This window comes from Ruegeria sp. HKCCD7221, assembly GCF_013031225.1.
Lineage (GTDB): Bacteria > Pseudomonadota > Alphaproteobacteria > Rhodobacterales > Rhodobacteraceae > Ruegeria.
This window is the reverse complement of the sequence record NZ_WPZE01000002.1, coordinates 1-15471: the sequence shown is the minus strand read 5'-3', so window position 1 is coordinate 15471 and position 15471 is coordinate 1. Positions and strand designations below refer to the sequence as shown.

Genomic DNA, 15471 nt, shown 5'->3' with positions numbered 1-15471 from the left:
AAAATATGGGGAAAACGTTGCTTTTTTGCTTCAGAGAAAGGCCGTTTCGTCGAAAGAACGCAATTTCCGGCTGTGCAGGCGCTCTAACGGCATGCCGCGCAGATGTTCCATTGCACGTATTCCGATCGCCAAATGGCGGCTGACCTGCGTGGTATAGAACGCCGAAGCCATACCCGGCAACTTCAATTCCCCGTGCAGCGGTTTGTCTGATACGCATAGCAAGGTGCCATAAGGGACGCGAAACCGATATCCATTCGCCGCTATGGTGGCGCTTTCCATATCCAACGCTATGGCGCGTGACTGGCTGAGGCGTTGCACGGGTCCGGACTGGTCGCGCAACTCCCAGTTGCGGTTGTCGACCGAGGCGACGGTGCCCGTGCGCATGATCCGCTTCAGCTCATACCCCTCTAGTTCCGTGACCTCGGCGACGGCCTGTTCCAAGGCCACCTGAACCTCGGCCAGCGGAGGGATCGGCACCCAGACCGGCAGGTCATCGTCCAGTACCTTGTCTTCGCGCAGATAGGCATGCGCCAGAACAAAATCGCCCAACGCCTGCGTGTTGCGCAGACCAGCACAGTGACCGACCATCAGCCATGCATGAGGCCGCAGAACCGCGATATGATCAGTGGCGGTTTTGGCATTCGAAGGCCCGACCCCGATATTGACCAGCGTAATGCCCGACCCATCCGCGCGCTTCAGGTGATAGGTCGGCATCTGCGGCAGCTTCAACGGTTGTTCCAGAGTTCCATCCGCCGTGGTGATCTGCACATTTCCGGTCGATACGAAGCTGATGTAGCCGCTATCGGGATCGGCCAGTTGTTCGCGCGCGTAGTTTTCGAACTCGGACACATAGAACTGGTAGTTGGTGAACAGCACGTGGTTCTGAAAATGGCTGGGATCGGTTGCCGTATAATGGGCCAGACGCGCCAGTGAATAATCGACTCGTTGGGCGGTAAACAAGGCCAGCGGGCCATCTTCGTCTTCGTGATCGTGAACGCCATTTACAATGTCGTCATTTGTGGTGGTCAGGTCAGGAACATCAAAGACATCACGCAGCGTGAAACCGGCCGCACCCTGATGGGGAACAACCAGATCCGGATTGTTCGCCACCGCGAAATGAACCGGGATCGGCGTATCTGAGGCTCCGATCGTCACCGGTTGTTCGTGGTTCTTGATCAGCAGCGCGATTTGCTGGGTCAGGTAGGACCGGAACAGATCAGGCCGCGTGACGGTGGTTGCGTGCATTCCGGGCTCGGAAACATGGCCAAAGCTCAGACGGCTGTCGACCTGCGCATAAGACGAGGTCTTGATCCGAATCTCCGGGTAAAAGGACCTGTATCGTTCGGTCGGGGTGCCTTGTTCCATCGCCTGGGCAAAGCTGTCGCACAGAAAGCGCGTTGCTTGTTCGTACAGTTGTTCCAGCCGTTCAACGGCAGCAGCCGGATCGGTAAATTTCTCGGCGCTGGGCACGTCGGGTGTTTTTATTATTGTCATGCAAGTGGTTCCAGAAGGTCAATTTTTTCAAATGTACGCACGTCGATCAGGCCGAGGTCGGAAATCCGTAACTCGGGGATCACGACAAGGGCCAAAAGCGAGTGCTGCATATACGCATTGTTAAGGTCACAGCCGCAGGCCTGCATCGCCTCGACCATGCGTTCGGCCTTGGTTGCCACGTCAGATGCAGGACTGTCGGACATCAGTCCGGCAATGGGCAACTCGACCAAGGCCAGTTCCGCGCCATCGCGGAAAATGGTGATCCCTCCCCCGACCTCGGCCAGTCGATTTGCGGCCAAGGCCATCTGCTCGCGGTCAGTTCCCACAACGATCATGTGGTGGCTGTCATGCGCCACGGTAGATGCCATAGCCATCTTGCCCTGATAGCCAAACCCTGAGACAAAGGCGTTCGTGACCCCTCCGGTCGCGCGGTGGCGCTCGACAAGCGCGATCTGGCAAACCTCACCTTCGCCTTCCACCAACCCTTCGATGATCGGCAGCTCGGCCTTGAGCGCCTTGGTCGGCGCCTGATTTTCAACCACTCCAATCACGTTGGCCTGTACGCGATTGGCTCCGGCGGGCGCTGTGATCTCAAAATCAGCAGCGGCGAGCGTATGCCCCAGATGGACGGTGTTCCGTGCGGTCTCGGGCCAGTCAAGATGTGGGCAATTCACCGTGATTGCCCCGCCTTCGGCCACAACCTGACCGCGGGCGATGACCGTTTCAATCGGCAGTTCGGTCAGGTCTGAGCTGAGAATGATATCGGCCCGCCGCCCCGGTGTGATCGAGCCGATCTCACGTTCAAGTCCGAAATGGGTCGCTGTGTTGATCGTGGCCATTTGCAATGCGATCAACGGATCGCACCCGCAGGCGATCGCATGTCTCACGACCCGGTTCATATGACCATCATTGACCAACGTCCCCGAGTGGCAATCATCCGTGCAAAGGATGAAGTTCCTTGGGTCCAGCCCTTTCTCGGTAACGGCCGTGATTTGGCTTTCCACGTCGAACCATGCCGACCCCAACCGCATCATGGATCGCATACCTTGTCGAACCCGCGCGATTGCGTCGGCTTCGCAGGTTCCTTCGTGATCGTCTGCCGGTCCGCCTGCCACGTATGCCGCAAAATCAGGCCCTAAATCAGGCGAAGCGTAGTGTCCGCCTACTGTTTTTCCCGCATTTTGCGTTGCTGCGATCTCGGCAAGCATCTTGGGGTCGCCATTGATCACACCCGGGAAGTTCATCATCTCGCCCAGTCCGATTATGCCGGGCCAGGACATCGCTTCGGAAACGTCCTGTGCGGTGATTTCGTATCCCGTTGTTTCAAGGCCGGGCGCAGACGGTGCGCAGGATGGCATCTGGGTGTAGATGTTCACGGGCTGCATCAACGCTTCGTCATGCATCATCCGCACGCCGTCTAACCCCAGCACGTTGGCGATTTCATGCGGGTCGGTGAACATGCTGGTGGTTCCATGTGGAATGACCGCGCGGGCGAACTCGGCCGGTGTCAGCATCCCCGATTCGATATGCATATGGGCATCGCACAAGCCGGGCAGCATGAAGCGACCGTTTGCTTCGATGATCCGGGTGTCTGGCCCGACGCAATGCGACGCATTTGGTCCCACAAAGGCAATGCGCCCGGATGCAATGGCAATATCGTGACCTGGCAGAACTTCGCGGCTGTGCACATTTACCCACGACCCGCCGCGGATAACCAGATCTGCGGCTTCGCGTCCTGCAGCGACAGCGATCAAACGGGGGGCGACTTCGGGCCAACTTGGGAAAGGTGTGTATTCCATGGCCCAACTTTCCTGAATGCTGGGAAAGGTTCAACCCCTGCTGAACAGCTATCATGAAACCGTCACGCAGCGCGTCAGCGCTGCCCGGCCCAACCAGAGAAGATGCCCCTTGGGCATCGCCGATGGGCGGGAGTGTTCCGCTATGCCTGCAAATCGCTTTCAATCTCGCGGCGCACCCAATCGGCAAAGGCCAAAGCTCCGGGTGTTTCTTCGGCCTGAGGCGACAGCAGTAGGTAGTAAGCTTCGGGCATTGCCGCGCGATGATCGAAAGGCGCGATGAGTTTGCCCTCGTCAATTAACCTGCGGGCGATGGTGTCATGTGTCAGGCACAGCCCACCGCCTGCCATCGCCACCGAGAGGCTGACCAGATAGGTCGTCGAGTAAGTGATGGGCGGTTTTTCCCAAATTAGACCCTGTTCTTCGACCCAGCTCTCCCAATTCGACAGCAGGTTGGAGCAATCGAACAACGGATGTTGCTGCAAAGTTTCCAGGGTAACCTGATACCCCGGCGCGCAGACTGGATAATAATGATCGGTCCTTAATAACTCGGTGCGTACCGTATCTGAGGGACGCAGAGAGTACCGGATCTCGACCGCAGCGCCTTCGGCCATTTCCCGCGGTTCCCAGAGTTCTGTGAAGATATTCAACTGAACCTCCGGGTGTTGTGCCCGAAATTTCGGAAGTCGCGGGGCAAGCCAGTTCACGGCGAAAGATATGTTGCTTTGGACCTGTACTGCGTTCTGCTGCGTCCCGGTGACGGCCTGTGTGCCCCGAACCAGAGTTCGAAACGCATCTCGCACAACCGGCAGGTAAGTAATTCCGGCTTCCGTCAGTTCCAGTGCGCGGGGCCTACGCAAGAATAAGGGCTGACCCAGATACCCCTCCAGCGATTTGATTTGCTGACTGACCGCGCTTTGCGTCATGTTCAGGTCCCGCGCGGCACCGGTGAACGAAAGATGGCGTGCCGCGGCCTCGAACGTGCGCAGCCACCCCAGCGGAGGAAGAGATTTCTGCATTGGCATAACTCAAGCATAAGTTTGACTAATGCATTACTTGCGTTTTTTTCGTTGGTCAAACATCCCCGGCGAAGGCAGGCTTTTTGTAGTTCGAATTCACCCGACAGGAGCCTGACATGAGCGTCACCAATCTGCGGCCCAATATCGACCACTGGTCCGAGCGCGTGAACCTTGCCGCGACTTTCCGGTGGACGGAACGGTTGAACATGCATGAGGGCGTGGCCAACCATTTCAGCTTGGCGGTCAATCCGGAAGGAACGCAATTCCTGATGAACGCCAACCAGATGCATTTTGCGCGGATCAAGGCGTCAAACCTGTTGCTTTTGGACGCGAATGATCCTGATGTGATGGCCCAACCCGGCGCTCCGGACCCGACAGCATGGGGTTTGCATGGGTCTATCCACCGGCGCTGCCCTCATGCGCGCTGTGTGATGCATGTACATTCCATTTTTGCGACAGTTCTCGCCTCGCTTGCTGACAGCACCCTGCCGCCGATCGACCAGAACACGGCAACCTTTTACGACCGATATGTGGTAGATGAGGAATTTGGCGGACTGGCCTTTGAAAGCGAAGGTGAGCGTTGCGCGGCCATGCTTTCAGACCCGAAAAAGAAGGTCATGATCATGGGTAATCACGGGGTGTTGGTCATCGGCAGCGACCCGGCAGATGCCTTTAATAGGCTCTATTATTTCGAACGGGCGGCCGAAACATATATTCGCGCGCTTCAGACCGGTCAGCCCTTGCGCGTGTTATCGGACGAGGTTGCCGAAAAGACCGCGCAAGAACTGGACGACTATCCCGATCAGGCCGAAGCACATCTGCGAGAGATCAAATCTCTGCTGGATGCCGAAGGCTCAGACTACGCCACATAAGCAGGAGGCCGCGATGACAAACGCGTCTCAGGACCCCGAAGCCGCCCGCTGGCACTACCATCCTGACGGGCCGGTGGGATTGAACCCATTGTTCAACTGGCCACCACGCCCCGCAGCCGTTTTGAAGTGGTACAGCGGCGCTTGGTTGCAGATCACGTCGCTGACGCTTTGCATGGTTCTGGCGGTGATGGCTTACGTGTTTTTCTTTCCTGCGTTGGAAACGATGCAGAGCTTCGCGCCCGGCTGGATGTTCCGCATCTGGTTGCTGAACATGGTGCCGCAGATCCTGGTCGCCGGCGGGCTTCATTGGTGGCTGTACATGCGCAAAGGGCAGGGCATGTACAAGAAATTCGATCGCCGGGACCTGACTCGCGACAACGGCAACTTCACATTCCGCAATCAGGTCTGGGATAACATCTGGTGGACGCTGGGCAGCGCGATGACGGTCGCCACCGTTTATCAATGGGTGATCTACTGGGCGATGGCGAACGGATATGTGCCGACCGTGTCATGGGCCAGCGCGCCGGTCTGGTGCGTGGTGTGGATGCTGTTCATCCCGATGTGGTCAGGGCTGCATTTCTACTGGGTTCACCGGCTGGAACATCATCCGAACCTTTATAAACACGTCCACGCGGTTCACCACCGCAACGTGAACATCGGGCCATGGTCGGGCATTTCGAACCACTGGTACGAGAACCTTTTGTACTTCACGACCTATTTCATTCACCTGATCGTGCCGTCGCACCCGCTGCACCTGCTGTTTCATACCTATTTCCAGCAGATCAGCCCGGTGCTGTCGCATTCGGGGTTCGAAAAACTCAGGGCAGGCGAGACGGATGCTGCCCGTGCCGGGGATTTCTTTCACCAACTCCACCACCGGTATTTTGAATGCAACTATGGCACGTCCGAAATCCCGTTCGACAAGTGGTTTGGCACGTATCACGATGGATCGGCTGACGCGACGACCCGAACGCGTGCCTTCAAGAAACAGATGTATACCTAACCGGCCCGCAACGTGCGTGGCGTAACGCCGAATTCGGCCCGGAATGCACGGGTCAGCGCGCTGGGATCGTCATAGCCTGACCGCAAGGCGACCTCTGCAATCGTCAGGTCGGTTTCGGTGACAAGTTTGCGCGCAAGGTTCAGGCGCAGGCGGCGGTAAACTTGCGCTGGGCCCGCGCCCAGTTCCGCGTGCATCCGAACGGACAGAGCTTTGTGTGATCGTCCAACGCGGCGGGCGATTTCGGTGATAGCCAGCGGCGTTTCCAGATTCTCCTGCATCAATGCCAGCGCTTTGTTCACGTATCCGCTGGTCGCACCCGCGCCACCGGAATGCGAGCGCGCGGAATTGCGGGTCATGAAAAGCTGCGCCACCTCCAGTGCCAGGGCTTGCCCGTGATCCTGCCCGACTAGGTGCAGGACCAGATCAAAGGCGGCCATGGCACCGGAGCAGGTGATGCGCTTGCGGTCGATGATGTAACGCTCGCGCCTTGTGTCGATGTCGGGGAACCGCTCGGTAAAGCTGTTCAGTTCTTCCCAGTGGATCGTGGCGCGGTGACCGTCCAGCAACCCCGCAAGCGCCAGCAGCCAGCTTCCGGTGTCCAATCCGGCCAGTTTCGCATAGCGCCCCGCAGAAGCGCGCAACCCGGCCAAGGTGCGCCATCCGCCATGCGCCTGGAACCCGTAAGAGGGCATGACGAACAGAATATCCCCGCGGGCATCTTGAAGCGTCTGGTGCGGTGCGACCTGCAAACCTGAAGAAGACGTCACGGGCGTGCGGTCCAGTGACAGAAAGTTCCAATCATACAGTTTTTGTCCTGCAATCGTGTTTGCCGCACGCAGGGGCTCGACCGTGTTGGCGAGGCAGTGGTTTGAATACCCGTCGAACAGAAGCACCCCGAATTGCTGCGGCGCGGAGGGGGATTTGATCCATTTCTGCATGCTTCATGACTATTTCTGCACGACTGAAAGATCAACCCGCGTCAGGATATGTTCAGATTCAGACGTGGAGACTCCAAATGCAATACGGCCTGTCCGACGAACAAGAGATGATCGTATCGACCGTTCGCAGTTTCGTCGAAAATGAGATTTACCCGCATGAAGACATGGTTGAGCGCACGGGCGAGGTTCCGCAGGAGATCGCCAACGAGATCAAGCGCAAGACGATCGAGTTGGGGTTTTATGCCTGCAATTTTCCCGAAAGCGTCGGCTGCGCTGGCCTGAACCATTTGGAATTCGCACTGGTCGAGCGTGAACTGGGCCGGGGGTCGATGGCTTTGAACCATTTCTTCGGGCGGCCTCAGAACATCTTGATGGCCTGCGAGGGCGATCAGATCGACCGCTATCTGATGCCCGCCGTGCGTGGTGAAAAGATGGATGCGCTGGCGATGACCGAACCGGGCGCGGGCTCGGACGTGCGGGGGATGAAGTGCGCTGCTGTGCGGGACGGTGGTGATTGGGTGGTCAATGGCACCAAACATTTCATCTCGGGCGCAGAACACGCGGATTTCATCATCGTCTTCATCGCAACCGGCGAGGATCAAACACCCAAAGGCCCCAAGAAGCGCATCACCGCCTTTTTGGTGGATCGCGGCACTCCGGGTTTCACGATTCGTGACGGATATAAGTCGGTCAGCCACCGCGGCTATAAGAACATGGTGCTGGATTTCGACGATTGCCGCCTGCCGGATGCGCAGGTATTGGGCGAGGTCGATGGCGGGTTTGAGGTGATGAACACATGGCTCTATGCAACGCGGATCACCGTCGCCGCCATGTCGGTTGGGCGTGCGCGCAGGGCGTTCGACTATGCACTAGACTATGCCGCCACGCGTGAACAGTTCGGTCAGAAGATCGGTAAGTTTCAGGGCGTGTCTTTCCAGATCGCTGACATGATCACCGAGATTGATGCCGCCGACCTGCTGACCCTTGCTGCCGCGGATCGCTTAGATCAGGGGTTGCCCGCAAATCGTGAGATCGCCTCGGCCAAGCTTTATGCCTCGGAAATGCTGGCGCGGGTGACGGATGCGGCGATTCAGGTGCATGGCGGCATGGGTCTTATGGATGACTACCCGCTGGAACGGTTCTGGCGCGACGCCCGTGTTGAACGCATCTGGGACGGCACCAGCGAGATCCAACGCCACATCATCAGCCGCGATCTGCTGCGGGCGCTTGGCGCATGACCGCAGCGCTGACCCGTGCGCTGAACCCTGAATCCATCGCTGTGATCGGGGGTGGGGCGTGGTGTGCCTCGGTCATTCAGCAGGCGCGAAAGTTCGGGTTCAAGGGCGATATCTGGCCCGTTCATCCCAAGGCGGCTGAGGTTGCTGGGGAAAAGGCGTTCGGTTCACTGGAGGTGCTGCCCTCATCGCCTGATCTGGCATTCGTGGGGATCAACAGGCACGCCACAATTCAAACGGTTAAGGTTCTGTCCGCGATAGGCGCGGGGGGCGCGGTCTGTTTCGCCTCGGGCTTTACTGAGGCGCAGGCCGAAGATGACGCAGGAGCGGACCTTCAGGAGCAGTTAATCGCAGCGGCTGGGGATATGCCGATCCTTGGCCCCAACTGCTATGGGTTTGTGAACGGCTTGGATCGTGTGGCTGTATGGCCCGACCAGCATGGAATGCGGCCTGTGAATCGTGGTGTTGCGATCCTGACGCAAAGTTCGAACATCGCCATCAACATGACGATGCAGCGCCGTGCCCTGCCGTTGGCTTTCATGCTGACCTGCGGAAATCAGGCTCAGACGCATCAGGCCGATATTGCCCTGGCTCTGTTGGACGATGATCGCATTACTGCCATTGGCGTGCATATCGAAGGTTTCGGTGATCTGCGCAAATGGGAGGCTTTGGCCAGAAAAGCGCGGGTTCGGGGTGTGCCGATTGTTGCGATCAAGATGGGTCGCTCTGCCCATGCGCAGGCGGCGACGATCTCGCATACGGCGTCCTTGGCTGGTGGCGATGCCGGTGCGCAAGCTTTTTTGGACCGGTTGGGAATTGCACGGCTGGATGACATTCCGAGCTTTTTGGAGTGTCTCAAGCTGCTGCATGTGACCGGACGGTTGAATAGCAATGGTCTGGGTACCATTAGCTGTTCGGGAGGAGAGGCCAGCCTTGCCGCAGATATGGCCACAAGCCGGGATGTGCATTTTCCGCCGCTGTCTTCGACGCAACGGGCCGAATTGCGGGATGCCTTGGGGCCGATGGTGGCATTGGCCAATCCGCTGGATTATCACACCTATATCTGGCGCGACGCGGCGGCCATGACGCGGGCATGGGCCGCCATGATGAGTCCAGAGCAGGGTTTGACCATGGCAATCGTCGACTATCCACACACGGACTCGACAGATTGGGATTGTGCAACGCAGGCTGCTTTGAATTGCGTGGCGCGTTCGGGTCGTCCATTTGCCGTGACAGCAACTTTGCCGGAATTGATGCCTGAGGACGTTGCCCAACGGCTGCTGGACGGAGGGGTGGTACCGTTTGCAGGGTTGCATGAGGCACTGGCGGCAGTCGAAGCCGCCTCGCGATCATTCGGCGCCCAAGCGGATTCTGTTCTGATGCCATCCTCTGCTGAAACGAACATTGTTCTGACCGAGGCAGAGGCGAAACTGGCCCTTGAGGAATACGGTGTACGAGTGCCGAAAAGCGTCGTGGCGCAGCCTGAAGCGGCACGGCAGTCTGTAGAAAAACTGGTCGGTCCATTTGCGGTCAAAGGTGTGGGGCTGGCGCATAAATCAGACCAAGGGGCCGTTCGGCTGAATGTGAACCTTGAGGATGTGGACCGCACTGCGTCCGAGATTGGCACGGCGGAAATTCTGATCGAAGAAATGGCACCAAGCGGGGTTGCCGAACTGCTGATCGGCGTGACGCGCGATCCGGCCCATGGCTATGTACTGACGTTGGGCGCAGGTGGGGTTTTAACGGAAATTCTGAGGGACTCGGTGTCTTTGTTGATCCCGTCGTCCCGTCAGGCGGTTCACAAGGCGCTGGACCGACTGGCCTGTGCGCCCTTGCTGGCGGGCTACCGCGGCAAATCCGCAGCGGACATGCAGGCAATTCTGGATACGATAGATGCCGTGCAAGCCTATGTCATTGCTAATGCAGCCCATGTCAGCGAAGTTGAAATCAATCCGCTCATTTGCGGCCCCGATGGGGCGGTTGCGGTGGATGCCCTGATCCGAAAGGCAAGCTCATGAATCCGGTCAAAACCAAGCGCGAGGGCGCGATCCTGCAGGTCACTCTGGACCGGCCAAAGGCAAATGCGATTGATCTCGCCACCAGCCGCGTGATGGGGGATGTGTTTCGCGACTTTCGCGACGACCCGGATTTGCGGGTCGCCATTATTACAGGGGGTGGAGACAAGTTCTTTTGCCCCGGTTGGGACTTGAAAGCAGCAGCGGACGGCGATGCGGTAGACGGTGATTACGGCGTCGGCGGCTTTGGCGGTTTGCAAGAGCTGCGCGATATGAACAAACCGGTCATCGCGGCCGTCAATGGCATTGCGTGTGGGGGTGGGCTGGAATTGGCCCTGAGCGCGGACATGATCATCGCCGCCGATCACGCAAGCTTCGCGCTGCCGGAAATCCGGTCCGGTACGGTGGCGGATGCCGCCAGCGTCAAGCTACCGAAGCGTATCCCTTACCATGTCGCGATGGAACTTCTTCTGACCGGGCGCTGGTTCAACCCGGAAGAAGCAAAGAACTGGGGCCTGATCAATGAGATCGTGCCGTCCGATCAGTTGATGGATCGCGCTTGGGAGTTGGCGCGCCTTTTGGCCAGCGGTCCCCCGCTTGTTTATGCGGCGATCAAAGAGATCGTGCGAGAGGCCGAGGATTCCAAGTTCCAGGATGTCATGAACCGGATTACAAGGCGGCAGTTGCCAACCGTGGATACGCTCTATGGGTCTGAGGATAATCTGGAAGGGGCGCGTGCTTTTGCTGAAAAGCGCGATCCGGTCTGGAAAGGACGTTAGACACGCTCGAAAAGGGCGATCAGGGCTGTGTCGTCCTTGTTTGGACCAACTGCCAGATCGCCATAGATGGGGACTTCGGACAGAGTCAGGTTCTGTATCTGACCCTGCGCCATCTTGTGCAAGGCTTCCGCGAAACCCAATTTCTCATAGTGCTGCGCATTGATGGACAGTGCGAACTGCGCCCCATGCCGGGCGACGCGTAGCAATGCAGGAAGAGCTTCTGGCCCAAGGTGGCCGTGGGTGAACGTGCCGGATGATACAACGCCGGAGTAGCTTTCGCGCGGCACGGGGATACCTTTGTTCAGATCAGCTTCGATCGCATCGCGGTAGATATCCTTGCGCATGGCGCGGTCCAGCATTTCGGCGCTGATATCTGTGGCGTCTATGGGACCCACGCCCAAACCGGCAAGAACGGCACCGCACAACCCGGTGCCTGCGCCGACATCCAGAACCGGACCCTGGCCTCCGGCGCTGACAAAAGCCCGAGCGGTGTGGACATGCAGTTGATAGTCCTCGCGCGCGGCGAACCCTTCGTCGTAATCGCCGGCCCATTCCGCATAGAGCCGCTTGTGATCCTCTGGAGACTCCAGCGCATAGGCGGCGTGCAGGTCGGGTGTTTTGGTACTCATGCCCAAAAGAAAGGCGCATTGAGGGATTCGAATCAAGTATCTCGGCACCCAAGCTTGCATCTGCCGAGATTGCAGATCATCAAGGGCGGCATGACAGGCACTCTTTTTTCGTTTGGTCACGGTTATTCGGCACAGGAAGTTTCCCGGCTGTTGAAGCCGAAGGGCTGGCGGGTTCTGGGCACCACGCGGGACCCTGCGCAGTCACCGGCTCTGAAGGCATCCGGGGCCGAACCTGTTGTCTGGCCTGGACAGACACCCGACCTGAACGGGGTCACGCATTTGCTGATCTCGACAGCACCAAATGCGCAGGGCGATCCTGTTCTGGCGGCCCTGCGGGATAAGATCGCAGCGTGCGCTTCGCAGTTCAAATGGGTTGGGTATCTATCCACCACAGCGGTTTATGGCGATCATCAGGGTGATTGGGTTGATGAAATGACCCCACCTGCACCAACGGCCGAACGCGGCAGGTGGAGGGTGCGGGCCGAGTCTCAATGGCAGGACATTCCGGGTCTACCGACCCATATCTTCCGTCTGGCTGGTATTTACGGACCGGGCCGCGGCCCGTTTTCCAAGCTCAAACGCGTTGGGATGCGTCGCATTATCAAACCCGGGCAAGTCTTTTCCCGTATCCACGTCGCAGATATTGCGCAGGTGCTTGTGGCGTCGATGGCGGCCCCAAATCCCGGCGCAATCTACAATGTTTGCGATGACGAACCCGTTCCGCCGCAGGACGTGATCGCCTATGCAGCCGAGCTGCAAGGCTTGCCCCTTCCCCCAGCCGTGCCGTTTGATGAGGCTGATCTGACTCCGATGGCCCGCAGCTTTTACAACGAAAACAAGCGTGTCAGAAATGACAGGATCAAGGATGAGCTTGGCGTGACCCTGCGCTATCCGAATTACCGGGTAGGGCTGAAGTCTTTGATGCAGGATGAATGAATTATGATAATTTTTAGTTATCACAATCATCCATAAACAAAACTTAAATGCATTGCTGGTCTTTGTTAGAACGGTTCTCGACAAGACCAAAGAGTCGCTCTTGCCTATCCCGCCTGCGCGAATTTTCACCGTGCGTTTAGGGTAGATAAAAACGTCATCTATATGTGTTCTTGATCGACCGAGTTTTTAACCGCGCAAGATTGCCGGAATTTAGCCAGGATTGGAGATCGACATGGACGGAAGTGATAACCCCAAGACAGGCGGATGCCCTGTAATGCATGGCGCCGGAACCCGCTCGAACCGGGATTGGTGGCCGAACCAGTTGAACCTCTCGATTCTGCACCAGAACGCGCCAGCCTCGAACCCGCTGGGTGCCGATTTCGATTATGCAGAGGCGTTCAAGAAGCTGGATATGAAAGCGTTGAAGGAAGACCTCTATGCGCTGATGACGGATTCGCAGGATTGGTGGCCTGCTGACTACGGTCACTATGGCGGCTTGTTCATTCGTATGGCATGGCACAGCGCCGGGACATACCGGACCGCAGATGGCCGCGGCGGGGCGTCGACCGGGAACCAGCGGTTTGCGCCGCTGAACAGCTGGCCGGATAACGGCAACCTTGATAAAGCGCGCCGCCTGCTGTGGCCGATCAAACAGAAATACGGCAACCAGATTTCCTGGGCCGACCTGATGATCCTGGCGGGCAATTGCGCCATCGAATCCATGGGTGGCAAGACCTTTGGTTTTGCTGGTGGCCGCGAAGATATCTGGGCCCCCGAGGAAGATATCTATTGGGGGACCGAGACTGAATGGTTGGCCCCCACCGACAACCCGCACAGCCGCTATTCAGGCGAACGTGATCTGGAAAACCCGCTGGCCGCCGTGCAGATGGGCTTGATCTATGTAAACCCCGAAGGCCCGGATGGAGAGCCGAATGTCTTGGCCTCGGGCCGCGACATCCGCGAGACATTTGGCCGGATGGCGATGAATGATGAAGAAACTGTTGCCTTGGTCGCCGGTGGTCACACCTTTGGCAAGGCGCATGGTGCGGGCGATCCTGATCTGGTTGGACCCGAACCCGAAGCCGCCCCGATCGAGGAAATGGGCTTTGGCTGGATCAACAAATTCGGTTCGGGCAAGGGTGACGACACCACCACCTCGGGCATCGAAGGCGCGTGGACCGCGAACCCGATCAAATGGGACAATGGATATTTCGACCTGCTGTTCGGCTATGACTGGAACCTGACCAAAAGCCCCTCGGGTGCAAATATCTGGGAGCCGGTGAACGTCAAAGAAGAAGACATGGCCCCGGCTGCTCACGACCCGTCCAAGAAGGTCAAGACCATGATGACCACCGCTGATATGGCGATGCGCATGGATCCGATCTATGGCCCGATCTCGAAACGCTTCCACGAAAACCCGGACGAGTTCGCTGATGCCTTCGCCCGTGCCTGGTTCAAGCTGACCCACCGCGATATGGGCCCGCGTTCGAACTATATCGGCGAAGAAGCCCCCACTGAGGAGCTGATCTGGCAGGATAACGTTCCCGCCGTGGATCATGACCTGGTGGATGATGCGGATGTGGCCGACCTGAAAGCCAAGATTGCTGCGACTGGGCTGTCGGTGTCCGAGCTGGTCTCGACCGCGTGGGCCTCGGCCTCGACCTTCCGTGGGTCGGACAAGCGTGGCGGCGCCAATGGTGCGCGTATCCGTCTTGCGCCGCAGAAAGACTGGGACGTCAACGAGCCCATGAAGCTGTCCAATACATTGGCCACGCTTGAGGGCGTTCAGGCCGCGTACAACGATGCACAGTCGGGCAGCAAGAAGGTCTCGCTGGCGGATGTGATCGTTCTGGCAGGTAGCGTGGGCATCGAAAAGGCGGCCAAGGCGGGCGGTCAGGATGTTGAGGTTCCGTTTACTCCGGGTCGTACTGACGCGTCGCAGGACCAGACGGATGTCGATAGCTTTGCCGTAATGGAGCCCGCAGCGGATGGGTTCCGCAACTACCAAAAAACCGACTATACTGTTTCACCCGAGGAACTGTTGGTTGACCGAGCGCAACTGCTGAATCTGTCCGCGCCGGAGATGACCGCGCTTGTCGGTGGTCTGCGTGTGATGGGCGCCAACTTTGGCGACAGCACACACGGCGTGTTCACGGATCGGGTTGGTACGCTCAGCACCGACTTCTTCACCAACCTGCTGGACATGGGCACCGAATGGAAGCCCGCGGGCAAGGGTGTCTATGAGGGTCGCGATCGCAGTAGCGGTGAGGTCAAGTGGACCGGTACCCGTGTCGATCTGGTCTTTGGCTCGAACTCGCAACTGCGAGCGCTGGCCGAAGTCTATGGTCAGGCAGATGCAGGCGGGAAATTTGTCTGCGACTTTGTCTCGGCCTGGAACAAGGTGATGAACGCAGACCGCTTCGATCTGAAATAATCCTGTAGCCTTTGAAGTGTCATGCGCCGTCCGAGTCTCTTCGGGCGGCGTTTTCATTGGTCCGACTCCCTGCGGCATACCAAGCTTTGGGTACGATTCCGTTGAGGTGCAATTCAAACCCTCTTAATCAATGCGCAATAAATGGGGTTTGCGGGGATAAGTTTGAAGGTAACCTGTTGTTTTTATTAAGATGAGCAGGTTTCCGCAGAGAAATATGAAGTTTTTTCAAAATGGGGGTTGCAGGTCCCAGACCTAATCCGTAAATACCCCTTCACCGGCGCTGCTGAGGCGGTGCTGACGGATCGGAGAGACGGTCGGACG

Annotated in this window: 12 protein-coding genes; 7 read left to right on the top strand and 5 right to left on the bottom strand. The window is 58.1% G+C overall.

Annotation, left to right across the window (positions count from 1 at the left end):
• Nucleotides 1–30: 30 nt before the first annotated feature.
• The 3 genes from GOX73_RS05700 to GOX73_RS05690 all read right to left on the bottom strand — a co-directional run bounded on the left by GOX73_RS05700 (nt 31) and on the right by GOX73_RS05690 (nt 4309).
• A complete protein-coding gene (locus tag GOX73_RS05700; protein ID WP_171134820.1) occupies nt 31–1494 on the bottom strand; it encodes an AMP nucleosidase in 1464 nt (487 codons plus the stop codon).
• Complete coding sequence (gene ade, locus GOX73_RS05695) at nt 1491–3293, bottom strand: adenine deaminase (RefSeq protein WP_171123631.1); 1803 nt, start codon at nt 3291–3293, stop codon at nt 1491–1493. The genes GOX73_RS05700 and ade overlap by 4 nt, the downstream gene beginning before the upstream one ends.
• A gap of 140 nt (nt 3294–3433) precedes the next feature.
• Nucleotides 3434–4309, bottom strand: coding sequence for a LysR family transcriptional regulator (locus tag GOX73_RS05690; protein ID WP_170620986.1), 876 nt, complete (start codon nt 4307–4309; stop codon nt 3434–3436).
• 116 nt (nt 4310–4425) lie between these two features.
• On the opposite strand from GOX73_RS05690, the gene GOX73_RS05685 reads away from it, so the two are divergent.
• Together GOX73_RS05685 and GOX73_RS05680 are read left to right on the top strand one after the other, a co-directional pair.
• Nucleotides 4426–5181: a class II aldolase and adducin N-terminal domain-containing protein gene (locus tag GOX73_RS05685; RefSeq protein WP_171123629.1), complete on the top strand. Its 756-nt coding sequence runs from the start codon at nt 4426–4428 to the stop codon at nt 5179–5181.
• Between the two features lie 13 nt (nt 5182–5194).
• Complete coding sequence (locus tag GOX73_RS05680; protein WP_171123627.1) at nt 5195–6184, top strand: sterol desaturase family protein; 990 nt, start codon at nt 5195–5197, stop codon at nt 6182–6184.
• On the opposite strand, the gene GOX73_RS05675 is transcribed toward GOX73_RS05680, so the two are convergent.
• Nucleotides 6181–7122 (bottom strand): GlxA family transcriptional regulator, encoded by a 942-nt coding sequence (locus tag GOX73_RS05675; RefSeq protein WP_171123625.1) that lies wholly within the window; start codon nt 7120–7122, stop codon nt 6181–6183. The genes GOX73_RS05680 and GOX73_RS05675 overlap by 4 nt on opposite strands.
• Before the next feature lie 77 nt (nt 7123–7199).
• On the opposite strand from GOX73_RS05675, the gene GOX73_RS05670 reads away from it, so the two are divergent.
• The 3 genes from GOX73_RS05670 to GOX73_RS05660 are packed head-to-tail and all read left to right on the top strand — an operon-like array spanning nt 7200 to nt 11151.
• The gene (locus tag GOX73_RS05670; RefSeq protein ID WP_171123623.1) at nt 7200–8360 is read left to right on the top strand and encodes an acyl-CoA dehydrogenase family protein; all 1161 of its coding nucleotides are present in this window, start codon (nt 7200–7202) and stop codon (nt 8358–8360) included.
• On the top strand, nt 8357–10375 hold the full coding sequence (locus GOX73_RS05665) for an acetate--CoA ligase family protein (RefSeq protein WP_171123621.1): 2019 nt from the start codon (nt 8357–8359) through the stop codon (nt 10373–10375). The genes GOX73_RS05670 and GOX73_RS05665 overlap by 4 nt, the downstream gene beginning before the upstream one ends.
• Entirely contained in the window at nt 10372–11151 is a 780-nt protein-coding gene (locus GOX73_RS05660) for a carnitinyl-CoA dehydratase (protein WP_171123619.1), read from the top strand. Before GOX73_RS05665 ends, GOX73_RS05660 begins: the two co-directional genes overlap by 4 nt.
• Here GOX73_RS05660 and GOX73_RS05655 read toward each other — a convergent pair.
• A complete protein-coding gene (locus tag GOX73_RS05655; RefSeq protein ID WP_171123617.1) occupies nt 11148–11780 on the bottom strand; it encodes a class I SAM-dependent methyltransferase in 633 nt (210 codons plus the stop codon). The genes GOX73_RS05660 and GOX73_RS05655 overlap by 4 nt on opposite strands.
• 90 nt (nt 11781–11870) lie before the next feature.
• On the opposite strand from GOX73_RS05655, the gene GOX73_RS05650 reads away from it, so the two are divergent.
• Together GOX73_RS05650 and katG are read left to right on the top strand one after the other, a co-directional pair.
• Entirely contained in the window at nt 11871–12716 is an 846-nt protein-coding gene (locus GOX73_RS05650) for an SDR family oxidoreductase (protein ID WP_171123615.1), read from the top strand.
• 232 nt (nt 12717–12948) lie between these two features.
• Nucleotides 12949–15150, top strand: coding sequence for a catalase/peroxidase HPI (gene katG, locus GOX73_RS05645; RefSeq protein WP_171123614.1), 2202 nt, complete (start codon nt 12949–12951; stop codon nt 15148–15150).
• The last annotated feature ends 321 nt before the right edge of the window (nt 15151–15471 follow it).